This is a genomic window from Actinomadura rugatobispora, from assembly GCF_042656285.1.
In the GTDB taxonomy this organism is placed as follows: Bacteria; Actinomycetota; Actinomycetes; order Streptosporangiales; family Streptosporangiaceae; genus Spirillospora; species Spirillospora rugatobispora.
Map to the genome: position 1 here is coordinate 1 of NZ_JBHSON010000133.1, position 23,877 is coordinate 23,877.

The following is a 23,877-nucleotide window of genomic DNA, read 5'->3' on the forward strand; positions in this document are numbered from 1 at the left end:
CGCCGCGGCGAGCGGGCGCCGCGGAGCACGGCGGAGTCCCGGCGGGACGCGCGGCGGGACGCGCGGCGCCCGCCGCACGCCCGGCCCGGCGCAGGGCGCCGTGCACGGGCCCGGCCCGTCCGGCGAGGTGGACCTGCGGCCGCTGCTCAACGGCCACGCGTCCCCGAACGTCACTGTCTCCGCCCCCGCCACGCCCGTCCGGCTGCCGGCGGACGCCGCCCGGGAGGTCGGCGCCGCGGTCGCCGCCGCCCTCGACAACGTGCGGCGGCACTGCCCCGACGGCACCCGCGCCTGGGTCCTGCTGGAGGACGACGGCGCCGGGGAGGTCGTGGTGAGCGTCCGCGACGACGGCCCCGGCATGCCCCGCGAACGGCTCGCGGAGGCCGCGGCGGCGGGACGGCTCGGCGTCGCCCAGTCCATCCGGGGCCGGATCCGCGACCTGGGCGGCACGGTGTCGATCGTGTCCGCCCCCGGGCAGGGCACCGAGATCGAGATGGCGGTGCCCGCCGGCCCGCCCCCGCCGTAGGGTGGCGGCGTGAACGACGACTCTCCCGCCCCCTCCGGATCCCTGCGGGTCATGGTCGTGGACGACCATCCGATGTGGCGCGACGCCGTCGCCCGCGACCTGGCCGAGGCCGGGCACGAGGTGGTCGCGACGGCCGGGGAGGGACGCGCCGCCGTCCGCATCGCCGCGGCGGCCCGCCCGCAGGTCGCGGTCGTCGACCTCCAGCTGCCCGACATCAGCGGCGTCGAGGTGACCCGGCAGCTGGCCGCCGCCGACCCGCCCGTGCGGGTGCTGGTGCTGTCGGCCAGCGGCGAGCAGCAGGACGTGCTGGAGGCCGTCAAGGCGGGCGCCACCGGCTACCTGCTCAAGTCCGCCGGCCGTGAGGAGTTCCTGGACGCCGTGCGGCGCACCGGCGACGGCGACGCGGTCTTCACGCCGGGGCTGGCCGGGCTGATCCTGGGCGAGTACCGCCGGCTCGCCGCCGCGCCGCGTCCCGGCGACGACGGCGCCCCGCGCCTGACCGAGCGGGAGACCGAGGTGCTGCGGCTGGTCGCCAAGGGCCTGACCTACAAGCAGATCGCCGAGCGGCTGGTGCTGTCGCACCGCACCGTGCAGAACCACGTCCAGAACACCCTCGGCAAGCTGCAGCTCCACAACCGCGTGGAGCTCGTCCGCTACGCCATCGAGAAGGGACTCGACCAGGAGGACTGAACCGCGCGCCGGCTCCGGACATCTATCTCATGAGGCCACCATTCGCCGGAGGCGCCGATGTTCTTCTGGATCTTCCTCGTGCTGCTGGTCGCCGCCTACGCCGCGCTCCTGGGGGCGGGGGCGGCCGCCGAGCGCGCGGCGCGGCGCGGGAGGGCGCCGTCCCGCGAGCCGCACCCGTACGAGCTCGCCTACCTGGACGGCGGCGGCCGCCACGCGATCGCGGCGTCCCTGGTCGCGCTGCGCCTGGACGGGGCCGTCGACGCCTACGCCACAGGCCGGATCCAGGCCACGGGCCCGCCGGGCTCGGCGACCACGCCGCTGGACCTGGCGGTCCTCCGGGCGCTGGCCGGCCCCCGCGCGCCGAGCCTGGCGGCCCTGGCCTCCGACCCGGGCGTGCGGCAGGCGATCAAGCAGCTCCGCGCCGGGCTGGCCGCCCAGGGCCTGGTCATGGGGGACGGTGCGCGGCTGGTGGCGCGTCTCGCCCCCTGGCCCGCCCGCGGCCTGCTTGCGGTCGTCTTCTTCACCGGGTGGAGCGTCCTGTCGGGCGGGGACGCGCCCTGGTACCAGCACATGGTGCTGGTCGTCCTGTGCGTGGTGCTGGCCGTGGTCTCGACCGCGGTCGGCCGCGGGAAAGAGCGGACCCGGGAGGGCGAGCGCGCCCTGGAGGACGCGCGGGCCCGCCATGCCCACCTCGACCCCGAGGCCGCGCCCGCCTACGCCGGCGCCGCGGCGCTGATGGGCGTCGCGCTGTTCGGGACGGCGGCCATGATGGCGATCGACCCGATGTTCTCCCAGACCGTCGGTCTCGGACGCTTCATGGCGCTGACCGGCAGCCCGACCGCGTCCGGCTCTGGCGGCTCCGGCGGCCCGGTCTGCTCGTCGGACGCCTCGGTCTGCTCCTCCGGCGGCTGCGGCGGTGGCGGCTCGTGCGGTGGCGGCGGCTCCGGCGGCGGCGGAGACGGAGGCGGTGGCGGTGGCTGTGGAGGCGGCGGCGGTGGCTGCGGAGGAGGCGGAGGATGAACGAGACGGTCCCGGGCCTGGGCGTGGGAATCGGCTGGCGGCCCGAGATCAGCGGGTTCGTCGAAGGACTGCCCGGCCTGCGCTTCACCGAGGTGATCGCCGAATCCGTCCACATCGGCCACCCGCCGCCCGAACTGCTCGCCCTGCGCGAGCGGGGCGCAGCGGTCGTCCCGCACGGCGTGAAGCTGTCCCTCGGCGGCGCCGAGCCGGTGGACGCCGGACGCGTCGCGCACCTGGCCGCCTGCGCCGAGGCGCTGCGGGCCCCGCTCGTCAGCGAGCACGTGGCGTTCGTCCGTGCGGGCGGCATCGAGGCCGGGCACCTGCTCCCGGTCCCGCGCACCCGCGCGGCGCTGGACGTCCTCACCGCCAACATCCGCCGCACCCAGGCCGAGCTGCCGGTGCCGCTGGCCGTGGAACCGATCGCGACGCTGTTCGACTGGCCCGGCGCCGAGTACGAGGAGGGCGACTTCCTCACCGAGCTGCTGGAACGCAGCGGCGCCCTGCTCCTGCTCGACATCGCCAACGTCTACGCCAACGCCCGCAACCGCGGCGAGGACCCCCTGGCCCTCCTCGACCGGCTGCCCCTGGAGCGCGTCGCGTACTGCCACATCGCCGGCGGCACCCAGGAAGATGGGCGCTACCACGACACCCACGCCGCACCCGTGCCGGCGGAGGTACTCGACCTCGTCAGGGAACTGTGCGCGCGCCACCGCCCGCCCGGCCTCCTGCTGGAACGCGACGGCCGCTACCCGCCCGCCGCGGAACTGTGCGCCGAACTCGACGCCATCGCCGCCGCCTCCGGCCACACCCCCGTCACATGACCGGCGAACCCCTCGACACCGGTCTCGCGGCGGCCCAGGAGGCCCTGGTACGGGCGATCGCGGCGGGCGGCCCCCTCCCGCCCGGCTTCGACCCCGCCGGCGTCGCCGCCGCCGCGCGCAGCATCCTCTACAAGCGTGCCGGCGACGTCGCCCGCACCTGGCCCGCGCTGGCCGCCTCGTACGGGACGTCCTGGAAGGAGACCTACGCCGGCTGGGCGGCCGGACGCCCCACCCACGGGTCGATCCGGGACGCATGGGACTTCGCCCGGCAACACGCCGCGGAACTCTCCGCCGAAGCGGTGCGGGAACTGGCCCTCACCGAGGCACGATGGTCGTATGACGGAAACGGCGAGCCGCGCCGCCGCCGGGCGGCGGTACGGCGCGTCCCCGGCGGGCTGGCGGTGCAGATCATGGGCCGGGCCCGGCTGATCGGACCGGCCGCGCGCCGCTGATGGGCGAAGTGCCCCGGCGGGCCCCGCGACGGACTATGGTCTAGACCAATGGCGGCGCGCCGGGACGAGACGGGAATGCCCGGTCCGAGGCGCGCCCGCGGCTAATGTTCGAGGGAATCGAGGGAGGAGCCCGGTGTCTGTTGAGGGAGAGGGCATGCGCGTCGGAGTGCTGACCGGCGGCGGTGACTGCCCCGGCCTGAACGCCGTCATCCGCGCCGTGGTGCGCAAGGGCGTGCAGGTCTTCGGCTACGAGTTCGTGGGCTTCCGGGCGGGCTGGCGCGGCCCGCTGGAGGGCGACACCATGGCCCTCGACATCGAGGCGGTCCGCGGCATCCTGCCGCGCGGCGGCACCATCCTCGGCTCCTCCCGGACCAACCCGATCAAGGTCGAGGGCGGCATCGAGCGGATCAAGGACAACCTGGCCGGGCTCGGCGTCGACGCGCTGATCGCCATCGGCGGCGAGGACACCCTCGGCGTCGCCCGCGAGCTCTACGACAACGGCGTCAACGTGGTCGGCGTCCCCAAGACCATCGACAACGACCTCAACGCCACCGACTACACCTTCGGTTTCGACACCGCGGTCGGCATCGCGATGGAGGCCATCGACCGGCTGCACACCACCGCCGAGAGCCACCACCGCGCGCTGATCTGCGAGGTCATGGGCCGCCACGCGGGCTGGATCGCGCTGCACGCCGGCATGGCCGCCGGCGCCAACGTCATCCTCATCCCCGAGCAGCCCTTCGACATCGACAAGGTCGTCGCCTACGTCGAGAGCCGGTTCAAGACCCGCTACGCGCCGATCATCGTGGTCTCCGAGGGCGCCCACCCGATGGACGGCCAGATGCAGCTGCAGACCGGCGAGCGCGACGCGTTCGGCCACGTCCGGCTCGGCGGCATCGGGCAGCGCCTCGCCGACGAGATCGAGAAGCGCACCGGCAAGGAGGCCCGCGCCACCGTTCTCGGCCACATCCAGCGCGGCGGCACCCCCACCGCGTTCGACCGCGTCCTGGCCACCCGCTTCGGCCTCCAGGCCATCGACGCGGTCCGCGACGGCGACTTCGGCAAGATGGTCGCCCTGCGCGGCACCGACATCATCCGCGTCGGCCTCGACGAGGCCACCAAGGAACTCAAGACCGTCCCCGTGGAGCGCTACGCCGAGGCCGAGGTCTTCTTCGGCTGATGCGGCCCTGAGGGCTTGAAGGGGCGTGTTCCCCGCGGAGGGGCGTCCCCTCACGGGGAACACGTTTCCGAGTCGCGGCGTTGCCGGTCTTGGGTCACACTAGAGGCCTACCCCCGTTGGTACGTCCAGGAGGATTCCGCATGCCGCCGCTCGACACCGCGATCGCCACCGACGGCACGCCGGCGGTCGACACCGCGACCGCGGCGGCGCCCGGCCGCCCGCCGGTCGACGGTGAGCCGTGCGTGCTGATCAAACTGGGCGAGGTCGTGCTCAAGGGCAAGAACCGGGAGCTGTTCGAGAAGCGGCTCGCCGACAACATCCGGGCCGCGATCCGCCCGATCGCCCGCGTGGAGGTGATCCGCCGGCACGGGGTCATGGTCGTGCGGACCAAGGACGCCACGGTGGCCACGGTCGACGCGCTGGCCGAGCGGATCACCGATGTGATGGGCATCGTGTGGGCGCACCGCGCCTGGCGGGTCGGCAAGGACGTGGAGAGCGTGGAGCGGGCGGCGCTGGAGCTGATGGCCGGGCGCCAGGGCACGTTCGCGGTCCGTTCACGGCGCCGCGACAAGCGGTTCCCGCTGACCTCCACCGAGCTCGACCGCCGGGTGGGCGCGGCGATCGCCGACCGGTACGGGCTGCCGGTCCGGCTGAAGGGCCCCGACCACACGCTGTCGATCGAGATCGACCGGGACGAGGCGTTCGTATTCTCCGGGGGGCTGCCCGGTCAGGGCGGGCTGCCGGTCGGGATGAGCGGCCGCGGGCTGGTGCTGATGTCGGGCGGGATCGACTCGCCGGTCGCGGCGTACCGGATGATGCGGCGCGGGCTGCGGGTCGACTACCTGCACTTCTCGGGCATGCCGTTCACCGGCCCGGAGTCGATCTACAAGGCGTACGCGCTGGTGCGCGAGCTCGACAGGTTCCAGGGCGGGTCCCGGCTGTTCGTGGTGCCGTTCGGCAAGGCGCAGCAGCAGATCAAGTCCTCGGGCGCGGACCGGCTTGCGGTGATCGCGCAGCGCCGGCTGATGCTGCGGACCGGCGAGCTGCTGGCCCGCCGGCTGCACGGCGGCACGCTGATCACGGGGGACGCGCTGGGGCAGGTCAGCAGCCAGACGCTGGCGAACATCACGGCGCTGGACGACGCGGTCGAGCTGCCCATCCTGCGCCCGCTCATCGGCATGGACAAGAGCGAGATCATGGAGCAGGCGCGCCGGATCCGGACGCTGTCGATCTCGGAGCTGCCGGACGAGGACTGCTGCACGCTGCTGGCGCCGCGCCGCGCGGAGACCCGGGCCAAGATCGACGACCTGCGGCAGATCGAGAAGCGCCTGGACGTGGGGGAGCTGGCCGAGCAGCTGGCCGGGTCCGTCCAGGAGCACCGGCCGGTCTACGGCGACGCCGGCGCGGCCTGAGCCGGGGCGTTCAGCGCGGGTCGGCGTCGGTCGGGCGGGGCGGCTCCGGGCCGTCCGGCCCCATCAGCGTGAGCCGCTCCAGCCGGACGATGCGGAACCGGCGCCCCGCCACCGCGATCCCGTTGCGGCGGGCGGGGTCGGCCATCAGCGACGCGGCCTCGGTGTACTCGGCCAGGTCGGCCTCGCCGGGCCGCTCGATCGCCGGGACGACGTGCCGGAAGTAGGTGGCCAGGGACTCGCGGGCCTGCTGCGGCGTCTCGTGGAGGCGGCCGACCGGGCGCCAGCGGCCCTCGGAACGTTCCGCGACGGTGAACGCGGGGGTCAGCTGGGCCGGGGTGAGGAACGCCTCCGACGGTTCGGTGCCGGTGCGGGCGGTGGCGTCCAGCAGCTGGCACAGCAGTTCGGCGGTGGCCAGGTCGGGGATGGTCTGCCCGTCGTGCAGCAGGTCGAACGGCCGGCAGCGGGGCAGCCGGTGGTCGCCGGGCCGAGGGTCGAAGTCGGTGGGACGGGGCGGTTCGGGGCCGTCGGGCCCCGTCCGCACCAGCTGCTCGATCCGCACCACCCGGAACCGCCGGCCGTCCGCGGCGACCTCGTCGGCCGGATGGAGGCGGAGCCGCCGGCCGGCCGCGGCCAGCGGCTCCTCCCCGCTGTCCTCCAGGTGGTCGGCGAGCATCTCCCTGGCGCCCTGCGGCAGCGGGTCGCCCGGGCAGACGACCTGCCAGCCGCCCGGGACCCGCTCGGCCGCGGTGAACAGGGCGCCGACCACCACCAGCTCCGGGTAGGCCGCGATGGCGCGGCAGGCGTCCGCGAGCATCACCGCGGCGACCGGATCGACGCCGTGCAGGTCCTCGGGGGAGAGTCCGCGGCCCCCGGTCTCCCCGTCGCCCGTTGTCATGCCGGACATCATCCTCGCCCGTGCGCGCCCTGCCCAGTGGTTCAGACCAATATTTCAGAACAGTTATCGACGTGCCGGAATGATCAGTACGAGCAGGCTGGCGACGAGCAGCGCCAGCCCGCCGAGGGCGAGGCCGCCGAGCCGTTCGCCGAGCACCGCCACGCCCAGCACCGCCGCCACGGCGGGCTCGGCCAGCGTCAGGGTGGTGGCCGTGGTCGCGGGCGTGCTCCGCAGCCCGCGCGCGAACAGCACGTAGCCGCCCGCCGTCGTGACCACGCCCAGGTAGAGCGCGACGACCAGGCCGGTGCCGCCGACCGCCCAGCCCGGGGAGCTGGTCACCAGGACCGGCAGCAGCAGCACCGCGCCCGCCCCGAACAGCGCCCCGGCGACCGCGCGGTCCTCCTCGCCGCCCGCGATGAGGGTGGACGCCACGGTGGCGTACACCGCGTAGGACAGCCCCGACAGCACGGCCAGGCCGATCCCGGCCGGGTCGGCGCCGGCGTCCTGGCCGCCGCCGACGAGGGCGGCGCAGCCGGCGACCGCGCCCGCCGTCGCCAGCGCCCACCGCCCGCCGAGCGCCGACTGCCGGGTGAGCAGGCCGAGGAGCCCGGCGAACGCGGGCGCGCTCCCGATGGTGACGACCGTGCCGATCGCCACCCCGGTCCGGGCGGCGGCGGTGAAGAAGGCGGTCTGGTACGCGGCGATGGCGACCGCGCCCAGGACCACCAGGAGCCGGTTGCGGCGGGTGCCCAGCAGCCGGCGCAGGCCGGCGCCGCGCGCCGTGAGGCCCGCGAAGGCCAGCAGCAGCACGCCGCCCATGACGATGCGGACCGCGGCGATCGAGACGTTGGACGCCTCCGGGACGAAGGTGCGGACGGTGCCGGTGGTGCCCCACAGGCAGGCGGCGGCCAGGACGTCGGCGGCGCCGCCCCACCGTCCGGCGGAGGCGCGGGCCGCGGATCCGGAACCCGCGGCAGGGTCGTGCTCGGTGGTGCGTACGGACACGAGAGGAACGCTCCTGAACTCGAATCGGTGAGAAGGATCCGGATTCGGGGCGCAGGAAGACGGGACCGGGCGCGCGTGCGCCGGGTCCGCGAGAACTCGAGGGAGGTCGCCGCGCCCCTCAGGCGCGGGGCGGCCCGCAGTTCGGCGTCCAGTAGTCCATGTGTCGGGACCTTACCAGCCGTGTTCGGGTGTTCCGCCCGGGATCGCCCCGCCGCGCCCGGCTGGGGCGCGGCGGAGCGGGAGAGGCGGCGGAAGGGGCGGGAACAGACCGGGACCGGGCCGGGATCAGACCGGGACGGGCGCGGCGTCGCCCTCGGCGACGGTCAGCCTCCGGCCCACCAGCGGCGGCAGGTCCCGCACCAGCCGGGCCAGCTCGCGCAGGTCGCCGTCCACCAGCGCCTGCGGGCCGTCGCACAGCGCGGTCTCCGGGTGCGGGTGCACGTCGATGATCACGCCGTCCGCGCCGACCGCGATCCCCGCCCGGGTCAGCGGCAGCACCAGGTCGCGGCTGCCGCCCGAGTGCGAGGGGTCCACGATCACCGGCAGGTGGGAGAGGCGCTGCGCGACCGGCACCGCGGCCACGTCCAGGGTGTTGCGGGTGGCCTTCTCGAAGGTGCGGATGCCCCGCTCGCACAGCACGATGTCGAGGTTGCCGCGCTGGGCGACGTACTCGGCGGCCATCAGCCACTCCTCGATGGTGCCGCTCATGCCCCGCTTGAGCAGCACCGGGCGGCCCGCCTCGCCGGCCGCCTGCAGCAGCGCGAAGTTCTGCGCGTTGCGGGTGCCGATCTGCAGCATGTCGGCGTACGAGGCGACCAGCTCGACGTCGTGCGCGTCGACGACCTCGGTGACGACCGGCAGCCCGGTCTCCTCCCGGACGTCCGCCAGGATCCGCAGCCCGGCCTCGCCGAGGCCCTGGAAGGCGTACGGGGAACTGCGCGGCTTGAACGCGCCGCCGCGCAGCAGGGTCGCCCCGGCGGCCTGGGCCATCTGCGCCGCCTGCAGGGTCTGCTCGGGGGTCTCCACCGCGCAGGGCCCGGCGATCAGCGTCATCGTCCCGGGGCCGATCGGCACGCCGCCGACCCGCACCACCGACCGCTCGGCGTGGTTCTCCCGGCTGACCAGCTTGTAGGGCGCCGAGATCCGGACGACGTCGGTGACCCCCCGCATCCCGCGGAGGTTGAGCGAGCCGAACTGCTGAACGTCCCCGACCAGGCCGACGATGGTGCGCTCCACCCCGCGGCTGACGAAGGCGTCCCCACCCGCCGTCTCGACCAGTGAGACGACGGCCCGGATATCGGCTTCGGTGGCCCCCGGGGCCATGACGACGACCATTGCTTGCTGCCTCTCCTCGTCCTGCCGGTCTCCTCGGTGACCGGCGAAGCGTCCTGACACGAAAAAAGCCCCGGGCCGTGGCGGCCCGGGGCTTCCTTCTCAGGTCTGTCAGCGCAGCGTCTGGCAGACCAGCCTCCCGGGCCGGCCGTACCAAAAGAAATACACGACGTTGCGCACGGTCCCCAGCCTAGCCGATGCCGTCCGGGAGGCCGGAGAGGAGGGGGCGAATATGGTTCAGCTCACTACGGATGGCAGTATTGCCCGCGTCATGTCCCGACCCGAACAGTCCTCAGACGACCCGCGGGCCCTCCCGCCCGGTCAGTACGTGCCTCGCGACTGGCCGGTCCTGCACTACGGCCCCGTGCCCAAGTTCCGTCCCAAGGACTGGGACTTCCGGGTGTTCGGCGCGACGGAGTCGGGCGGCCAGCACGCCTGGTCCTGGGACGAGTTCGAGGCCCTGCCCCGGGCCAAGGCCGTCGCCGACTTCCACTGCGTCACCAAGTTCACGATCCCCGACAACGAGTGGGAGGGGGTCTCCGGCACGTCCGTCGTCGAGCTGGCGCCCCCGGACCCGGACGTCACCCACGTGATGGTGTGGGCGGAGTACGGCTACAGCGCCAACATCCGCATGAGCGACTTCCTCACCGACGGGACGATGTTCGCCACCCACCGCAACGGCGAGCGGCTCAGCCCCGACCACGGCTTCCCGATCCGGCTCGTCGTGCCGCACCTGTACGCGTGGAAGAGCGTCAAGTGGGTGCGCGGCATCGAGTACATGGTCAAGGACCGGCGCGGGTTCTGGGAGGAGCGCGGCTACCATAACGTCGCCGATCCGTGGCGCGAGCAGCGGTACTCCTACCAGGAGGACTCCGACGAGTCGCCCCCGCTCTGACCTCCGTTCTGACGGCGGGTCCGGGCGGGTTACGCGGTTGACGCCGCGCGGAAGCACGCGGAGTATTACCGTACGTTGCCATGCCTGTACCTTCCGTATTGGATGTGGTGGGGGCCATGGCGGCCGCGGTCGCCGCCGTGGCCGCGGCGGCGCTGTGCTGGTGGCTGCGCGTGCGCCGGCACGGGCTCGGCACCGTGGCCGACGAGGCGACGTTCGCGACGCTGCACACCATCTCGCGCGCGGCGCCGTCCCTGCGCGGCGGGCTGACCTGCGAGTCGGCGCGCAAGGCGGCCCGCGATCTGCGGCCGCTGCTGGGCGCCGAGGCGGTCGCCCTGGTGGCCGCCGCGTCCCCGTCCGGCGCCCCCGGACGGCTCGGAAGGGCCCGCGGGGCGGGCGGCGGCGGGACGGCCCGTACCGGGCTCGGGCCCGTCCTCGACGCGGCGCACGACGGCCCTGAGGAGGGCGGCACGCCCGCGCCCGCCGGAGCCGATGCGGGCGGTGCGCACGGCCCCGGGGGGTCGGCCCTCTGCCGCCTGCTGGTCTGGGAGGGCGCGTGCGGCGACCGGCACTCGGGGGGCGTGCCCGCGCACGTCCGGCAGGTCCTGGCCACCGGGCGGGCCCGGGTGGTGCCGCCGGACCTGCTGTGCTGCGGCGACCCGCGCTGCCGCATCCGGGTGGCCGTGGTGGCCCCGCTCGCGGTCGAGGGCCGCGTCGAGGGCGCCCTGGCCGCGTACGTGGCCGGCGCCTCGGCGGCCCGCGTGCGGGCCGTGAGCGAGGTCGCCCGCTGGCTGTCCGGCCAGCTGGAACTGGCCGAGCTCGACTCCTCCAGGGCGCGGCTCGCCGAGGCCGAGATGCGGGCCCTGCGGGCGCAGATCTCCCCGCACTTCGTCTACAACTCCCTGACGACCATCGCCTCGTTCGTCCGCACCGACCCCGAACGGGCCCGCCACCTCCTGCTGGACTTCGCCGACTTCGCCCGCTACTCCTTCCGCAACCCCCGCGACTTCACCACCCTCGCGGAGGAACTGCGCTCGATCGACCGCTACCTGCTGCTGGAACGGGCCCGCTTCGGCGACCGGCTCCGGTTCAGCGTGGAGGTCGCGCCGGAGGTGCTGCCCGTCACCGTGCCGTTCCTGTCGCTGCAGCCCCTGGTGGAGAACGCGATCCGGCACGGCATGGACGACGCGCACGGCCCCGAGCCGTTCCACGTCCGCATCGTCGGCCGGGACGCGGGCGCCGAGGCCGCCATCAGCGTCGAGGACGACGGCGCCGGCATGGACCCCGACCGGCTGCTGGAGATCCTCACCGCGTCCGGGGCGGCCGGCGCCGGCGGCACCGGGGCCGGCATCGGCCTGGCCAACGTGGACGAGCGGATGCGCCAGCTCTACGGCGACGCGTTCGGCCTGACGGTCGAGACCGGGATCGGCGCGGGCACCAAGGTCAACCTCAGGGTCCCCAAGAACCGGCCGCGGCCGGGATCGGCCGCCGGGAGACTCACCTAGCGAAAGCGATTGCCAACGCACAGTAATCGAGGCAAGGTCCTAGTTATGCTGCGCGTCCTGGCGGTCGACGACGAAGTGCCCGCTCTGGAGGAACTGGTCTACCTCCTGCGCGCCGACCCGCGGATCGACCAGGTGCACAGCGCCGCCGAGGCGGCCGGGGCGCTGCGCGACATGAGCCGGATCCTGCGCGCGGGGGAGCGGCTGGACGCCGTCTTCCTCGACATCCGCATGCCCGGCCTGGACGGCCTCGACTTCACCCGCCTGCTCACCGGGTTCGCCTCGCCCCCCGAGGTGGTGTTCGTGACCGCGCACGACGACTGCGCCGTCACCGCCTACGAACTGGGCGCCCTCGACTACCTCCTCAAGCCCGTGCGGCCGGAGCGGCTCGCCGAGGCGGTGCGCCGCGTCGACGAGGCGGCCCGCCGCGAGGCGGCGCGGGCCGACGACCCGCCCGAGCGCGCCGAAGAGGACGAGATGGTCCCGGTGGAACTGGCCGGGCGCACCCGGCTGATCTCCCGCCGGTCGGTCACCCACGTCGAGGCGCACGGCGACTACGTCCGGCTCCACACCGGCGACGGCAGCTTCCTCGTCCGCATGCCCCTGGCCGCGCTCGCCCGCCGCTGGGAGGCCGCCGGCTTCATCCGCATCCACCGCAGCACCCTGGTCGCCTCGGCCCACATCAGCGAACTGCACTTCGACGGGGGCCGCGCCGCCGTCCAGGTCGGCGAGGAACTGCTCCCGGTGAGCCGCCGCCACACCCGCGAGGTCCGCGACCTGCTCGTCCGCAGGTTCCGCAACGCGGCCCCCGAGACCCCGTTCGGCTACGAGGACGAGCCGCCCCCGGACGGCGACGAACGGCCCAGTTGACGCCGCCACCGGCACGGCCGCCCGCGGCGTTGAGAACATCCCCTTCCGGCCGCCTCTGACCGAAAGCCCTGCCGGAGATCTGGCCACTTCACCGCAGCTTTGACGGTATTCCGGGGAGCGCCGGCGCCTGCCCGCACGCCACCCGCCGCACCGGCTGGACCGTTCCCATGACCGCTCGTCCCTCGAAACCGACCGCTCGTCGCACCACTACGCTACGTATATCGACGACTACAGACCGCTTATCGAGCGCGGCGGGTCTCAGGTTCCGGGCGGTATCGAAGACCCCTAGTGTTCTCAGTGGCACCACGCAGCAGGACGCCGGCGCACGACGCCGGCGGAACGCACCGCATCCGGGGGGAGCGGAGCGGCCACAGCGCGGGCCCCGGCCCCGGCACAGGGGCGCCGGCCCGGCCGCCGAACACACCCCCGGCCAAGACACAACTGGAGATCCGGCGCGCGCCAGTCGAACGCCGGATCAGGAGCCGCCGGATCCCGTACCGGGGGGGTGGGATCAGGCGGCGTTGGTCCGGGCGTCGCTGAACAGTCGGGGGGTTGTTCAGCGACGCCCGGCCTCTCTTCTTTGTGGAGGGGCGACCCTCCACACCCCCCGGTACGGCGCGAAGCGCCTCCTTCGCTCGCCTGGGGGCTCGCTACGGACCCGCTCCCCGCCGCCTGCTCTTTTCATTGTGGGGGGGCGACCCCCCACGCCCCCCGGTACGGCGCGAAGCGCCTCCTTCGCTCGCCTGGGGGCTCGCTGCGGACCCGCTCCCCGCCGCCTGCCCGTCCCTCCACTCCGCTGGCGCTCCGCTACGGGCCGGACAGTTTTTCGCGGTCGCCGTTGCGGTCGCGACGGGGTGGGACATTGTGAAGGGTGACCCCCACGCCCCTGGGACGGCGCGAAGCGCGTCCTTCACTCCGCTGGCGCTCCGCACAGGGGCGGCCAGTTTTCGGCGGTCGCCGTTGCGGTCCTTGCGGGGCGGGGCATTGTGGGGGCGGTGGCTTATCTGTGTGGGGCGGGGCGGGTTAGGTGTCGCGGAGGCGTTTCAGGGTTTTTATGTCGTTGCCGTGGGGGGTGGCGCTGCGGCCTGGGGTTTCGATGATGAAGGGGACGCCGGCGACTTCGGGGTGGGCGAAGAGTTCGGCGAAGGCCTTCTCGCCTATGTGGCCCGCGCCGATGTTCTCGTGGCGGTCCTTGGCGGAGCCGCAGATGTCCTTGGAGTCGTTGGCGTGGACGAGCTTGAGGCGGCCCGGCCCCACGGTCTCGACCAGGGCGTCGATCGTCTCGGCCACTCCGGCGGGGGAGGACAGGTCGTGGCCGGCGGCGAAGGCGTGGCAGGTGTCGAAGCAGACGCCCAGCTTGGGGTGGTGCTCCAGGCGTTCGAAGAACGGGCCCAGTTGCTGGACCTTGGCGCAGAGCATGTTGTTCTGGCCGGCCATCGGCTCCAGGAGGAGGTCGGGGCCGTCGTCGGGGATCTCCTCCAGGAGCGGGAGCACGTGCTCGCCGACCTGGGCCATGGCGTCGTCGTAGGACTGGGTGACCGCCGAGCCGGTGTGGACGACGACGCCGCGGGCGCCGATGGCGTGGCCGCGTTGCAGTGAGTGGCGGACCGTGGCGAGGGATTTCTCGAGGGTCTCCGCGCTGGGGGAGCCGAAGTTCACCAGGTAGGGCGTGTGGATGTAGACGGGGACGTCGCTTGCGCGCAGCTTGGCGTCTTCGGCGGGTTTGCCTTCGGGGAGGGCCCAGCCGCGGGGGTTGGACACGAACACCTGGATGGTCTCGGCCCCGATCTCGGCGGCGTACTTCAGGCCGCCGGTGGCCAGGCCGCCGGCCACGGGGACATGGCCCCCGATGGGGCTCTTCGGTGAGGTCATAGGGTGTCCAGCTTAGTTCGTCAGCCCCAGATGGTGACCTTGGAACCGCGGGGGGCCTGGCCGCCGATCGGGTTCTGGCCGACGACGCGGTTGCCGACGCGGCTGCCGATCTCGACCTTGAAGCCGGAGTTGCGCAGTGCCTTGCGGGCCTGGTCGATGGGCTGGCCCATGACGTTGGGCACCGGGATCTGCTCGCCGTCGCCGCGGTTGCCGTCGTTGCAGAAGAAGCCGCCGAACAGGCAGTCGCGCTCGTTGACCACGAGCGTGACCTTGTCGCCGCTCGAGACGCCGGTGCCGGGGTCGGGGTCCTGGCCGATGACCGAGCCGGGCGCGGAGTTCTCCCGCTTGCGCTTCTCGACCTTGACGTCCAGGCCCATGCCGCGCAGCTGGTTCTCGGCCTCCTGGCCGTTGCGGCCCAGCAGGGACGGCATCGACATGCCGCTGCTCAGCACGATCCGCACGCGCTCGTCCGGCGAGTGCTTCTGCCCGGCCGCGGGGCTGGTGCGCGTGACGCGGCCCTTGGCGACCGACTGGGACGGGGCGGAGCTGACCTCGCCGGGGGTGAAGCCCTTGTCCTGCAGGATCCGCCTGGCCTCGTCCTCGGACTTGCCGGTCACGTCGGGCACTTCGCGGGGCGTGCGGCCCTTGGACGGCGTCAGCGTGACGGTGGCGCCCTGGGTGACGCGGGCGCCCGGGCCGGGGTCGGAGATCGCGACCTCGCCCTTCCTGACGCGGTCGTTGAACACCGGCTCGGCCACCCGGACGTCGAGGCCGCCCTGCTCCAGTTGGTCGCGGGCGTCGGCGACGCGCATCCCGATGATCTGCTCGGGGACGCGGTCGTACTGGCCGGAGGTCTGGTACCACACGGCCCAGCCGAGGACCACCGCCGCGATCGCGCCGATGGCGATCAGCACGTAGCGGCCGGTGAGGGCGCCGATGGCGCGGTCGGCGGGGGTGCGCCGCGGCGGTGGCGGCGGCGCTCCGGTGGGCGCGGTGCGGGCGTCGAACATCCGGGTGCGGTCCGGTGGCATTCCCGCGGGCATGACGGCGGTGCCCCCCTGCGGCATCCGTTCGTCGATGTCGCGGGGGAGGCCGGCGTGCACCTCGGCCACCTCGGCCAGCATGGCGTTGGCGTCCTGCGGGCGGTCGGCGGGCTGCCGGGCGGTGGCCCGGGTGACCAGCGCGTCCAGGCGGTGCGGGAGGCCCGGCACCAGGGTGGACGGCGGCGGGACGGTCTCGTTGACGTGCTTGTAGGCCACCGCGAGGGGCGTGTCGCCCTGGTGCGGCAGCTCGCCGGTGACCAGTTCGAACAGCATGGTGCCGGCGGCGTAGACGTCCGAGCGGACGTCGGCGCTGCCCGACAGCACCTGCTCGGGGGCGAGGTAGCCGACGGTGCCGATGATCATGCCGGTCTTGGTCATCCCGGACGCGGTCTCGGCCCGGGCCAGCCCGAAGTCGGCGACCTTGGCCTGGCCGTCCTCGGTGATGAGCACGTTCTCGGGCTTGACGTCGCGGTGCACCAGCCCGGCCCGGTGCGCGGCGCCCAGCGCGGCCAGCACCGGCTGCATGACCTCCAGGGCCTCGCGGGGGCCGAGCCGTCCGCGTGCGGTGAGGAGGTCGCGCAGCGTGCGGCCGCGGACGTACTCCATCACCAGGTACACGTGCTCGCCGTCGGTGCCCTGGTCGTAGACGGCGACCACGTTGGGGTTGGACAGCGCGGCGGCGGCCTTGGCCTCGCCGATGAAGCGGCGGACGAACTCGTCGTCGGCGGCCAGGCCGGCGTGCATGACCTTGATCGCCACGGTGCGGTCGAGCCTGATGTCGCGGGCCACGTAGACCGTGGCCATCCCGCCGCGCGCGATCCGGGACTCGATGCGGTAGCGCCCGTCGAGCACGCGCCCGACGAGGGGATCAGCGACCGTAGTGTCCATCAGAGCGAGTGTAAAGGCCTTCCCGGGCGGTTCCCATCAGCCGGGAGGATGACCTCCCCGGCTGATCTTGGCGGCGGGGTCGGGCCTTCTCAGGCCGCCGGCCCTCATCGTACGGCCTCTTCGCCCGCCCGTCCGGGTTCCAGGGGAGTTGGTCCGGTAATGGGGCTTTCGTCCGAAAATTTTACCTTCGGACGTCCGCGGCGGCGGGAGACCGCCACCCCGGCCAGGCAGAGCAGGCCGCCCGCGAGCGTCAGCGCGCCGGGCACCTCGCCGAGCGCCGCCCACGACATCACCACCACCAGGGCCGGGACCGCGTACGTCGTGGCGCCCATCCGCCCCGCCGACGTCCGGGCCAGCGCGTACGCCCAGGTGGTGAAGGCCAGCGCGGTCGGGAAGACGCCCAGGTAGATCATGTTGAGCGTCGCGGCGGTGGAGGCGCCGGCGGCCTCGCCCGCCAGTTGCCCGGCGAAGGGCAGGCAGGCCAGCGCCCCGATCGCGCAGCCGAAGGTGGTGACCTGCAGCGCGCTCGCGTGCCGCAGCGCGGGCTTCTGGCTCACCACGCCCGCCGCGTACGTCACCGCCGCGACCAGGCACAGCAGCACGCCCAGCACCGGCGAGCGGCCCTCGCCCGACATCGAGAACCCGACCACGACCGCACCGGCGAACGACACCGCCATCCCGGCCAGCAGCCCGCGGGGGAAGCCCTCCTTGAGCAGCCAGCCGCCCAGCAGCGCGATGAGCAGCGGCCCGACGTTGACCACCATCGCGGCGGTGCCCGCGTCCACCTGCTGCTCGCCCCAGTTCAGCGCCACCATGTAGAGGCCGAACCACAGCACGCCCGAGGCGGCGATCCCGGGCCAGGCCGCCCGCGGCGGCCATCCCGCCCGGCGGACCAGGCAGATGACGGCCAGCGTCACCGTGCCCGACAGCAGCCGCCCCAGCGCCAGGGCGCCGGGGCTGTAGTCCTCGCCCGCGCTGCGGATCGACACGAACGCCGACGCCCACAGCACGACGGTGACGCCCGCGGCCGCCATGGCGAGTCGCCCGGCGGCCGATTCCTCCTGGTCCATGCGCCGCACCCTAAGTCGCTGTTTCTTCCACCGACACCGAACGATTCCGTGCGGTTGCAGTTGGACACGCCCAGTTTGAGGTGCGGCGATCTTTCAGGTCCAGCGAATATTTCTCCGGGGACGTTTTAACGATGCTTCACTGTCCGGTGGCGATGCCCTCCCAGGGCGAGGACGCCTGCGCGTAGCGGCGCATCGGGATCCGGCCGGCCTGCCGGGCCAGCCGCCCCGCCTCCACGGCGTGCCGCATCGCCGCCGCCATCCGCGCCGGATGCTGCGCCCGGGTCACGGCCGTCGCCAGCAGCACCGCGTCGCAGCCGAGCTCCATCGCCAGCGCGGCGTCGCTGGCCGTGCCCAGACCCGCGTCCAGGATCACCGGGACGCCCGCGCCCTCCACGATCAGCTCGATGTTGTGCGGGTTGCGGATGCCCAGGCCGGAGCCGATGGGGGAGCCCAGCGGCATCACCGCGGCGCAGCCCACCTGCTCCAGGCGGCGCGCCAGCACCGGGTCGTCGCTGGTGTACGGGAGCACCGTGAAGCCGTCGTCCACCAGCTGCTCGGCCGCCTCGACCAGCTCGATCGGGTCGGGCAGCAGGGTGTGCTCGTCGGCGATGACCTCCAGCTTCACCCACGGGGTGCCCAGCGCCTCGCGGGCCAGCTTGGCGGTCAGCACCGCCTCGCCCGCGGTGAAGCAGCCGGCGGTGTTGGGCAGCACCCTGATCCCGCAGTCGCGCAGCACGTCCAGCACCGAGCCGCGGGCCGACGGGTCCACCCGCCGCATCGCGACGGTGGTGAGCGTCGTGCCCGACGCCAGCAGCGCCTCGCGCAGCACGCTCATGCTGGGCACCCCGCCGGTGCCCATGATCAGCCGCGAGCCGATCTCCTCGCCCGCGATCACCAGCGTGTCGTCGTTCGCCCGGGGATCCACCTTCAGCCTCCCTGCACGGCGGTCAGCACCTCGAGCCGATCCGCCTCCGCCAGCGTCGTCGCGGCCCAGTCGGACCGCCGTACCACCTCGTCGTTGAGCGCCGCGGCCACGCCCGAGGCGTCCGGGCCGGAGCGCCCGGTCACCGCGGCGACCGCGTCCGCCACGGTGGTGTCCCCGGGCAGTTCGCGCGGCTCCCCGTTGACCACCACGTTGATCATCGTCGTCGTCTCCTCGGTCATGGCGCCGCCACCAGGCGGTCGGGGGTGAACGCGGCTCCGACCTCGGGCACCGTGCCCTCCAGCAGCGCCTCGGAAAGGATGTCCGCGCTGACCGGGGTCAGCAGGATGCCGTTGCGGAAATGGCCGGTGCCGATGACCAGGCCGGGCAGCGCCGCCGGCCCCATCACCGGGGCGTTGTCGGGCGAGCCGGGCCGCAGCCCCGCCGACACCTCCGCGAACTCCAGCTCGGTGATGCCCGGCAGCAGCTCGCGCGCGTCGCGCAGCAGCTCCCACAGCCCCCCGGCCGTCACCCGCGTGTCGAAGCCCATCTCCTCCTGCGTGGCGCCGACCACCACCTCGCCGTCCTCGCGCGGCACCAGGTAGATCGGGGAGCCCCTGACCACGCCGCGGGTGCAGCGCCGCAGGAACGGCACCCTGGTACGGAGCCGGATCACCTGCCCCTTCACCGGGCGCACGGGTGGAACGATCCCGGGCGGCAGCCCCTCCAGGTCGCCCGACCACGGCCCGGCGGCCAGCAGCACCCGGTCGGCGCGGATCTCGGCGCCGCCCGCCAGCCGCACCCCCGCCGCGGCGCCGCCCTCGACGATCACGGCGGCGGCCCGCTCGCGCACCAGCCGCGCGCCGTGCCGCTCCGCGGCGGCCAGCAGCGCCGGGGCCAGCCGCCTGGGGTCGATCGCGCCGTCCTCGGGGGCCAGCAGCCCGCCCCGCACGCCCGGCGCCAGCATCGGCTCCAGCCGACGGCACTCGCGGCCGGTCAGCGCCTGGACGGGGATGCCGAGCGACTCCTGGAAGCGGCGCAGATCGTCCAGATGCCGCAGGTCGTCGGCGTCGAAGGCGACCTCCAGGAGCCCGTCGGAGCGGTAGCCGGTCGGCAGCCCGGTGTCCTCCTCCAGTTCGGCGGCGAACGCGCCGTACCGGTCGCGGGAGGCCAGGCCCAGCCGCAGCAGCGGCTCCTCGCCGTAGTTCAGCTCGCTGACCGGGGTGAGCATGCCCGCCGCGACGGCGGTGGCGCCGCTCCCGGGGGCCGGGTCGATCAGGGTGACGGCGGCGCCGCGCGCCGCGACCCGCCAGGCGGTCGCCAGGCCGATGACGCCCGCGCCGATGATCGCGATGTCCATCCCGCTCCCTTCGCCGGCATGATCCGGATCAGGTCCAAGCGGTCGGCGGCCCGTCCTAGCCGCCCTCTCAGCCCGGTCGTACCGGACTCCCGCGCACTTTCCCCCCAAGCCTACGTCGCCCGCGGGTCGCTTCCGGCCGCCGACTAGGGTGTGCCGACATGGAGAGCGTGGTCGTGGTGGGCGGCGGGCTGGCCGGGGTGCGCGCCGTCGAGGCGTTGCGGGCCAAGGGATTCCAGGGCGAGCTGACCCTGGTCTCGGAGGAGCGGCACCGGCCCTACGACCGGCCGCCGCTGTCGAAGGCGGTGCTGGCCGGGGAACGGGACGACACGACCGTCGACGCCGACTGGGACGCGCTGCGCGTCCGGCTGCTGCTCGGCGAGCGCGCCACCGCGCTGCGCCCCGCGCCCGAGCCCGGAGGCGGCGGCACCGTCGCCACCACGGCCGGCGACCTGCGCTTCGACGGGCTGGTCATCGCCACCGGCGCCACCCCCGTCACGCTGCCCGGCGACGGGCCCCAGCGGGTGCTGCGCACCATCGACGACGCCCGCGCCCTGCGCGGCCGGCTGACCGTGGGCGCCCGCGTCGTCATCGTCGGCGCGGGCTGGATCGGCGCCGAGGTGGCCACCACCGCGGCCAGGAAGGGCTGCGCGGTCACGGTCGTCGAGGCGGCCGACACCCCGCTGGCCAACGCGATCGGACCGGAGGTCGGCGGGCTCACCGCCCCCTGGTACGCCGAGGCGGGCGTGGAACTGCGCACCGGCGTCAAGGTCGCCGCGATCGAGCCCGGCGGCCTGGCCCTGGCCGACGGCGACCGGATCGCCGCCGACGAGGTCGTGGTCGGCGTCGGCGTCCGCCCCCGGCTGGACTGGCTGGACGGCTCGGGCCTGCTCACCGAGGGCGGGATCGTCACCGACGCCGCGTTCCGCGCCACCGTCGGGGAGGGCCCCGCCCGCCGCGACATCGTGGCGGTCGGCGACTGCGCCGCCTGGTGGTCGGAGCGGTACGGCCGCCGCCTGCTCATCGAGCACTGGGACACCGCCCTGAACGCCCCCGACGTCGCCGCCGCGACCCTCCTCGGCCAGGACGCGTCCTACGACGCCGTCCCCTACTTCTGGTCGGAGCAGTTCGGCCGGATGGTGCAGTACGCGGGCCACCACCCCTCCGCCGAGCGCCTCGTCCACCGGGGCGACCCGGCGGGGGCCAAGTGGGCCGTCTGCTGGCTCACGGGCGACCGGCTTGAGGCCGTCCTCACCGTCGGCCGCCCGCGCGACGTGATGCAGGCCAGGCGGCTGATCGCCGCCGGAACGCCGGTCGACCCGGAGGCCGTCGCGGACCCGGACACCCCCCTCAAGGACGCGGTGCGGACTGGAGGGGACTCCTGAGGGTTTGAGCGACATGGGGGCGTGGTAGGCAGGGGGCGTGACGCAACTGCACGCAACCGTAGAAAGCGCTCTCGATCCCCGGACCGACTCCCTCGTCGGAGAGTGGCTCACCCTCAAGCAGGCGACCGAAGCCCTCGGGATCAAGCAAAGCAGGGTCAAGCAGCTGCTCAGCGAGCGCAAGCTGCTGGCGGTCCGCCGCGACGGCGCCCCGATGGTGCCCGCGGAGTTCATCAAGGACGGGCAGGTCATCAAGGGGCTTCCAGGCACGCTGACGCTGCTGTCGGACGCGGGCTTCGACGACGTCGAGACGCTGCGCTGGCTGTTCACCGCCGACGACACGCTGCCCGGCACCCCCGTCCAGGCGCTCAGTGAGAACCGCGGCACCGAGGTCCGGCGGAGGGCCCAGGCGCTGGCGTTCTGAGGGGCGCCACCGGACGGGGTCCGGCGGAACGCACATGACAGGATGACGGGGTCACGCGCGGCGGCCACGCCGCCGCGTGCGGCCCCGTCATCGCATTGATCGTCTCTCCCGACCGCGGAAGGAACCCGCCTTCACCGTGTCCAGGCATCTGCTCTCCGACCGCGCGGTCGCCCTGCGCGCCCGGCTCAGCCGGGCCCGCCTCTACCTCTGCACGGACGCCCGGGAGCGCCAGGGGGACCTGCCCGGCTTCCTCGACGCGGCGCTCGCGGGCGGCGTCGACATCGTCCAGCTCCGGCAGAAGGGGCTGGAGGCGCGGCAGGAGCTGGAGCACCTGCGGGTGTTCCGGGAGGCCTGCGACCGGCACGGGGCGCTGCTGGCGGTCAACGACCGGGCCGACATCGCGCACGCGGTGCAGGCCGACGTGCTGCACCTGGGCCAGGACGACCTGCCGGTCCCGGCCGCCCGCGCGATCGTGGGCGAGGACATCCTGATCGGCCGGTCCACGCACTCCGACGAGCAGGCCTCCGCGGCCGCCGCCGAACCGGGCGTCGACTACTTCTGCGCCGGGCCGGTCTGGCCGACGCCGACCAAGCCGGGCCGCGCGGCGCCGGGCGTGAAGCTGCTGGAGTACGTGGCGGCGCGGCGCGAGGTCCGCCCCTGGTTCGCGATCGGCGGGATCGACTCCGGCAACGTGGCCGAGGTGCTGGACGCGGGCGCCCGCCGGATCGTGGTCGTCCGGGCGATCACCGAGGCCGCCGACCCGCGGGCGGCGGCGGAGGAGCTGTCCCGGCGGCTGCCCGCGGCAGGCTGACCCCCGCGGCGGCCCTGACCCGGCGGGTGGGGCGGATCACTCGGTGCGCTGGATCACATCGGCGGTCGATCATGACCGCCGATGCCCGAGAATGGGGCCATGAGCCTGGGACCCGATGACGAGCGCCCGGTGGATCTGTCCGACGACGACCTGGAGATCCTGCCGGACCAGACCTCCGACGACACCGACGCCGGCTGGGGTGACTGGCGCGGCGGCGACGACGACACGCGCCTGACCGAGGACCGCCCGCCGCACTGGTGATCCGGGCCGCGGAGCTCTAGAAGCTCTAGAAGAGAATGCCCAGCACGAATCCGGCCGCCATGACGGCGGCGAGCGCCACCATCATCCGCCACCGGTAGCGCGGGATGCGCTTGGGCCGCGGCTTGGGCACGGGGGCCCGACCCTCCCGCAGCGCCCGCACGAGCTGGCGGGCGGTGGGCCGGGCGGCGGGGTTCTTGTCGAGGCAGCGCGCGGCCAGTTCGCGCAGCGGCCCCTCCAGATCGCCCAGGTCGGGCCGGCGGCCGGTGACCCTCCGCATGACGGCCGCGTCCGGGCCGGTGCCGAACGGCGGCTGCCCGGTCGCCGCGTACACCATCGTGGCGCCCCAGGCGAACACGTCGGCGGGCGGGCCGACCGGCTCGTCCTCGATCTGCTCGGGCGCCATGTACGCGGGGGTGCCGGCGCGTCCCGCGCCGCGCGGGGCGGCCTCCGGCACGCGGGCGACGCCGAAACCGGTGACCTTGGCGCCGTCCGGGCCCAGCCGCACGGTGCCGGGCCTGAAGTCGCGGTGCACGGTCCCGGCCTTGTGCAGCGCGGCCAGCGACCCGGCGGTGCGCAGCGCGAGCCGCTCCAGCCGTTCGGGCGGCAGCGGGCCGTGCTCCTCGACGACCTGCCGCAGCGTCGGGCCGTCGACGAACTCGCTGACGACGTAGGGCCGGTCGCCGGTGACGTCGGCGTCCAGGACCAGCGCGGTGTGCCGTCCGGCGACCTGGAGCGCGGCCTCGGCGTCCTGGGCGAGGCGGGCGCGGGCGCGCTCGCCCGGGGCGGCGGCCCCGCCGCGCAGCAGCGTGACCTTGACGGCCGCGCCGTCCTCGTCGCGGGCGAGGTAGACCACGCCCCGGGCGCCCGCGCCCAGGCGCTCGACCAGGCTGTAGGGGCCGAGGCGGCGCGGGTCCTCGGGCGTCAGCGGCTGCGCGTCGTGGCTCGCGGGACGCGATTCGGCGGCGCGCGCGATGCCGTCAGGGCCCGATTCGGCCTCGGGTGCTTCGCGCGCGGCCCGGTCGTCGCCGGTCGAGCCGGCCCTGGTGAAACCGAACGCGGCAGGACGGGGCGCGGCGGGGTCGGTCGCCGCGGGGTCGGCGGGCGCGCGCCCGGCCGGGCGGGGCCCGCCGTCGTACGCGCCGTCGGCGGCGGCCCGGTCGCGGCGCGGACGGTCGAAGCGCGAGAACTCCGCGCCGCCGTGGCCGGCCTCGGCGGAGCCGCGCACGCCGGACGGGACCGGCACGGGACGA

24 protein-coding genes and 1 riboswitch are annotated in these 23,877 nt (G+C 74.6%); of the genes, 14 read left to right on the plus strand and 10 right to left on the minus strand.

Annotated features, from left to right (window positions below; all coding sequences use genetic code 11):
* From ACFPZN_RS51035 to thiI, 7 genes are all read left to right on the plus strand, one after another.
* Window positions 1-526, plus strand: a 526-nt coding sequence (locus ACFPZN_RS51035) for a sensor histidine kinase (RefSeq protein WP_378291636.1), incomplete at its 5' end; no start/stop codon positions are given.
* 51 nt (window positions 527-577) lie between these two features.
* On the plus strand, window positions 578-1,216 hold the full coding sequence (locus tag ACFPZN_RS51040) for a response regulator (RefSeq protein WP_378291719.1): 639 nt from the start codon (window positions 578-580) through the stop codon (window positions 1,214-1,216).
* Between the two features lie 57 nt (window positions 1,217-1,273).
* Window positions 1,274-2,236, plus strand: coding sequence for a TIGR04222 domain-containing membrane protein (locus ACFPZN_RS51045; RefSeq protein ID WP_378291638.1), 963 nt, complete (start codon window positions 1,274-1,276; stop codon window positions 2,234-2,236).
* On the plus strand, window positions 2,233-3,057 hold the full coding sequence (locus ACFPZN_RS51050) for an MbnB/TglH/ChrH family RiPP precursor modification enzyme (RefSeq protein WP_378291640.1): 825 nt from the start codon (window positions 2,233-2,235) through the stop codon (window positions 3,055-3,057). The genes ACFPZN_RS51045 and ACFPZN_RS51050 overlap by 4 nt, the downstream gene beginning before the upstream one ends.
* A complete protein-coding gene (locus ACFPZN_RS51055; protein WP_378291642.1) occupies window positions 3,054-3,509 on the plus strand; it encodes an SCO6045 C-terminal-like domain-containing protein in 456 nt (151 codons plus the stop codon). The genes ACFPZN_RS51050 and ACFPZN_RS51055 overlap by 4 nt, the downstream gene beginning before the upstream one ends.
* A 154-nt stretch (window positions 3,510-3,663) precedes the next feature.
* The gene (locus ACFPZN_RS51060; protein ID WP_378291644.1) at window positions 3,664-4,689 is read left to right on the plus strand and encodes a 6-phosphofructokinase; all 1,026 of its coding nucleotides are present in this window, start codon (window positions 3,664-3,666) and stop codon (window positions 4,687-4,689) included.
* 140 nt (window positions 4,690-4,829) lie between these two features.
* Window positions 4,830-6,101, plus strand: coding sequence for a tRNA uracil 4-sulfurtransferase ThiI (gene thiI / locus ACFPZN_RS51065; protein WP_378291646.1), 1,272 nt, complete (start codon window positions 4,830-4,832; stop codon window positions 6,099-6,101).
* 10 nt (window positions 6,102-6,111) lie between these two features.
* Here the strand turns inward: thiI and ACFPZN_RS51070 are convergent, their stop codons facing one another.
* The 3 genes from ACFPZN_RS51070 to aroF form a co-directional block, all read right to left on the minus strand.
* Window positions 6,112-6,996 carry a DUF5954 family protein gene (locus ACFPZN_RS51070; RefSeq protein WP_378291648.1) on the minus strand — a complete coding sequence of 295 codons (885 nt, stop codon included), beginning with the start codon at window positions 6,994-6,996 and terminating at the stop codon, window positions 6,112-6,114.
* A 63-nt stretch (window positions 6,997-7,059) separates the two neighbouring features.
* Complete coding sequence (locus tag ACFPZN_RS51075; RefSeq protein ID WP_378291650.1) at window positions 7,060-8,001, minus strand: EamA family transporter; 942 nt, start codon at window positions 7,999-8,001, stop codon at window positions 7,060-7,062.
* A 285-nt stretch (window positions 8,002-8,286) separates the two neighbouring features.
* The gene (gene aroF / locus ACFPZN_RS51080) at window positions 8,287-9,336 is read right to left on the minus strand and encodes a 3-deoxy-7-phosphoheptulonate synthase (RefSeq protein ID WP_378291652.1); all 1,050 of its coding nucleotides are present in this window, start codon (window positions 9,334-9,336) and stop codon (window positions 8,287-8,289) included.
* A gap of 268 nt (window positions 9,337-9,604) precedes the next feature.
* Here aroF and ACFPZN_RS51085 point away from each other — a divergent pair, with 268 nt between their 5' ends.
* The 3 genes from ACFPZN_RS51085 to ACFPZN_RS51095 all read left to right on the plus strand — a co-directional run bounded on the left by ACFPZN_RS51085 (window position 9,605) and on the right by ACFPZN_RS51095 (window position 12,597).
* The gene (locus tag ACFPZN_RS51085) at window positions 9,605-10,228 is read left to right on the plus strand and encodes a sulfite oxidase-like oxidoreductase (protein ID WP_378291654.1); all 624 of its coding nucleotides are present in this window, start codon (window positions 9,605-9,607) and stop codon (window positions 10,226-10,228) included.
* 80 nt (window positions 10,229-10,308) lie between these two features.
* Window positions 10,309-11,730 carry a sensor histidine kinase gene (locus ACFPZN_RS51090; protein ID WP_378291656.1) on the plus strand — a complete coding sequence of 474 codons (1,422 nt, stop codon included), beginning with the start codon at window positions 10,309-10,311 and terminating at the stop codon, window positions 11,728-11,730.
* Between the two features lie 45 nt (window positions 11,731-11,775).
* Window positions 11,776-12,597 (plus strand): LytR/AlgR family response regulator transcription factor, encoded by an 822-nt coding sequence (locus ACFPZN_RS51095; protein WP_378291659.1) that lies wholly within the window; start codon window positions 11,776-11,778, stop codon window positions 12,595-12,597.
* A 1,023-nt stretch (window positions 12,598-13,620) separates the two neighbouring features.
* Here ACFPZN_RS51095 and ACFPZN_RS51100 read toward each other — a convergent pair.
* From ACFPZN_RS51100 to thiO, 6 genes are all read right to left on the minus strand, one after another.
* Window positions 13,621-14,469 carry a deoxyribonuclease IV gene (locus tag ACFPZN_RS51100; protein WP_378291661.1) on the minus strand — a complete coding sequence of 283 codons (849 nt, stop codon included), beginning with the start codon at window positions 14,467-14,469 and terminating at the stop codon, window positions 13,621-13,623.
* A 20-nt stretch (window positions 14,470-14,489) separates the two neighbouring features.
* A complete protein-coding gene (gene pknB, locus ACFPZN_RS51105) occupies window positions 14,490-16,400 on the minus strand; it encodes a Stk1 family PASTA domain-containing Ser/Thr kinase (RefSeq protein ID WP_378291663.1) in 1,911 nt (636 codons plus the stop codon).
* Between the two features lie 104 nt (window positions 16,401-16,504).
* A complete protein-coding gene (locus ACFPZN_RS51110; protein WP_378291665.1) occupies window positions 16,505-17,470 on the minus strand; it encodes a DMT family transporter in 966 nt (321 codons plus the stop codon).
* Between the two features lie 136 nt (window positions 17,471-17,606).
* Complete coding sequence (locus ACFPZN_RS51115) at window positions 17,607-18,395, minus strand: thiazole synthase (RefSeq protein ID WP_378291667.1); 789 nt, start codon at window positions 18,393-18,395, stop codon at window positions 17,607-17,609.
* Window positions 18,396-18,397: 2 nt separating this feature from the next.
* Complete coding sequence (gene thiS / locus ACFPZN_RS51120) at window positions 18,398-18,634, minus strand: sulfur carrier protein ThiS (protein WP_378291669.1); 237 nt, start codon at window positions 18,632-18,634, stop codon at window positions 18,398-18,400.
* Window positions 18,631-19,752, minus strand: coding sequence for a glycine oxidase ThiO (gene thiO / locus ACFPZN_RS51125; protein ID WP_378291671.1), 1,122 nt, complete (start codon window positions 19,750-19,752; stop codon window positions 18,631-18,633). Before thiO ends, thiS begins: the two co-directional genes overlap by 4 nt.
* Window positions 19,741-19,855, minus strand: a riboswitch (TPP riboswitch). It overlaps the preceding gene by 12 nt.
* A 55-nt stretch (window positions 19,856-19,910) precedes the next feature.
* Between thiO and ACFPZN_RS51130 the strand changes: the two genes are divergently transcribed.
* From ACFPZN_RS51130 to ACFPZN_RS51145, 4 genes are all read left to right on the plus strand, one after another.
* On the plus strand, window positions 19,911-21,134 hold the full coding sequence (locus ACFPZN_RS51130; RefSeq protein WP_378291673.1) for an NAD(P)/FAD-dependent oxidoreductase: 1,224 nt from the start codon (window positions 19,911-19,913) through the stop codon (window positions 21,132-21,134).
* Between the two features lie 37 nt (window positions 21,135-21,171).
* A complete protein-coding gene (locus ACFPZN_RS51135; RefSeq protein ID WP_378291675.1) occupies window positions 21,172-21,555 on the plus strand; it encodes an Rv2175c family DNA-binding protein in 384 nt (127 codons plus the stop codon).
* Window positions 21,556-21,691: 136 nt separating this feature from the next.
* The gene (thiE, locus tag ACFPZN_RS51140) at window positions 21,692-22,366 is read left to right on the plus strand and encodes a thiamine phosphate synthase (protein WP_378291678.1); all 675 of its coding nucleotides are present in this window, start codon (window positions 21,692-21,694) and stop codon (window positions 22,364-22,366) included.
* Window positions 22,367-22,465: 99 nt separating this feature from the next.
* The gene (locus ACFPZN_RS51145; RefSeq protein ID WP_378291680.1) at window positions 22,466-22,627 is read left to right on the plus strand and encodes a hypothetical protein; all 162 of its coding nucleotides are present in this window, start codon (window positions 22,466-22,468) and stop codon (window positions 22,625-22,627) included.
* 25 nt (window positions 22,628-22,652) lie between these two features.
* Here ACFPZN_RS51145 and ACFPZN_RS51150 read toward each other — a convergent pair whose 3' ends face one another.
* Window positions 22,653-23,870 carry a serine/threonine-protein kinase gene (locus ACFPZN_RS51150; protein WP_378291682.1) on the minus strand — a complete coding sequence of 406 codons (1,218 nt, stop codon included), beginning with the start codon at window positions 23,868-23,870 and terminating at the stop codon, window positions 22,653-22,655.
* Window positions 23,871-23,877 lie beyond the last annotated feature (7 nt).